Source organism: Micromonospora sp. 15K316 (genome assembly GCF_004348525.1).
In the GTDB taxonomy this organism is placed as follows: Bacteria; Actinomycetota; Actinomycetes; order Mycobacteriales; family Micromonosporaceae; genus Micromonospora.
In genome coordinates this window covers 1-1,856 of record NZ_SMKG01000400.1, presented here as the reverse complement: position 1 = coordinate 1,856, position 1,856 = coordinate 1, and the positions used below count along the sequence as shown (strand labels likewise).

The 1,856-nt window shown below is 70.0% G+C and carries 2 protein-coding genes; both read left to right on the top strand.

From position 1 onward, the window contains the following. On the top strand, positions 1-311 hold a 311-nt coding region (locus E1211_RS31925; RefSeq protein ID WP_371686232.1), incomplete at its 5' end, for an endonuclease/exonuclease/phosphatase family protein. Between the two features lie 147 nt (positions 312-458). Continuing rightward, a partial coding sequence (locus E1211_RS31920; RefSeq protein WP_132353941.1) for a M14 family zinc carboxypeptidase occupies positions 459-1,856 on the top strand: 1,398 nt, incomplete at its 3' end.

The following is a 1,856-nucleotide window of genomic DNA, read 5'->3' as shown; positions in this document are numbered from 1 at the left end:
CCACCCACCTGTCCTTCGTACCCGGCTGGAACCTGCGCCAACTACGCCAGGTCGTCCGCGCCCTCCGCGCGCTACCCGCCCCCCGGATCCTGCTCGGCGACCTCAACCTCCCCGCCGGCGTCGTCCGCGTCGTCTCCGGCTGGCGACCCCTGGGCCGCCGCCCCACCTACCCGGCCGGCGAACCCCGCGTACAACTCGACCACGTCCTCGGCGACCGGCACGCCCTGCGCCGCCTCCCACCGGTCACCGCCGTCAGCACACCGCTGTCCACCATCTCCGACCACCGCCCGCTCCTGATCGACCTCGGCTGACGAAGGCGTCAGCGGCAGCGGGGGAGCGGACCCCTTACCGCGCATCGAGACGCAAGATTCCCTCAAGATCGTTGATTCGATGATCCACGGCGATCATGCTGGTCCACACCCAGACACGACCGACCAGTACATCGCCATGGAGGCCATGTGAGACGCCACCGCGCTGCTCTCATCGCACTGTCCACACTCCTCACCGCCAGCCTCATCACCATCGCCACCCCGGCCACCGCCGCCGAACCCCACCAGGTCACCGACCTCACCATCCGCCAGGCCGACGGCTACACCACCCTCGCCTGGCAGCCCGTCGACGGCGCCACCGACTACCAGATCGAACGGACCCCCGTCGACACCGCCGACAACCCCACCGGCGCACCGACCATCGTCGGCATCTGGCGCCCCAACCGGCAGATCAACCAGGAGAAGCCCACCTTCGCCGACGCCGGCTTCAACCCCGGCGACCGGTTCCAGTGGCGGGTACGCGCCCGCATCGACACCACCGAACAGCCCTACTCCGAACCGGTCGTCGGCACCACCACCGCCCCCTGGGGCAACCCCGACACCCCCGGCGAGCGGCTGCGCACCCAGTGGGAGACCACCCACGCCGCCCAGTACACCAGCGACACCGACGAGTACGCCTACACCGCCGCCATCGACGAACTCAGCGACCGCGTCCGCGTCGTCGAGATCGGCCGCACCATCCAGAACCGGCCGATCAACATGTTCGTCATCGGCTACCCCACCCCGCCGGCCACCCCGGAAGCCGTCGCCGCCACCTCACCCGCGGCCATCAACTGCAACGTCCACGGCAACGAGCCCGGCGACCGCGAAGCCTGCCTCATCATGGCCCGGCAACTCGCCTTCAGCACCGACCCGCGCGTCATCGACCTGCTCAGCCACACCACCGTCCTGATCGTCCCCACCATCAACGGTGACGGCCGAGCCGCCAACACCCGCGGCAACTCCACCGGCCAGGACCTCAACCGCGACTACTCCCTCATCCGCCAGCCGGAGACCGCCGCATACGTCAAGATGGTCCGCGACTACCGACCCGTCGCCGGCTACGACGGCCACGAGTACGGCAACTCCCGCGCCGGCGACCTGCCCATGCTGCCCCCGCGCCACCAGAACGTCGCCCAGCCCATCTTCGACGAGTCCATGGACATGATCGAAGGCCACATGTACCGCGAAGGCGCCGAAGCCGGCTGGTGGCCCTGCCCCTACGGCTGCGACGGCGGCGGCAACGTCGGCCTCGGCGAGGAGACCATCCTCCGCAACACCCTCGGCCTGAAGAACGTCGTCAACTCACTGCTCGAACTGCGCAGCTCCGGCGGACAGACCCGCCCCGACGAGGGCAACGCGGCCAACAACCGCCGCCGCAAGACCTTCTCCGCCCTCTGGACCTTCCACCAGTTCCTCGACTACCACCGCGCCAAGCTGACCGACATCACCCAGGCCCGCGCCGACGCCATCACCTTCCAGGCCGCCAACACCGGCCGCCTCGTCTTCCGCGGCTCCCGACCCATCGCCGCCCACCCGGCCCCGCAC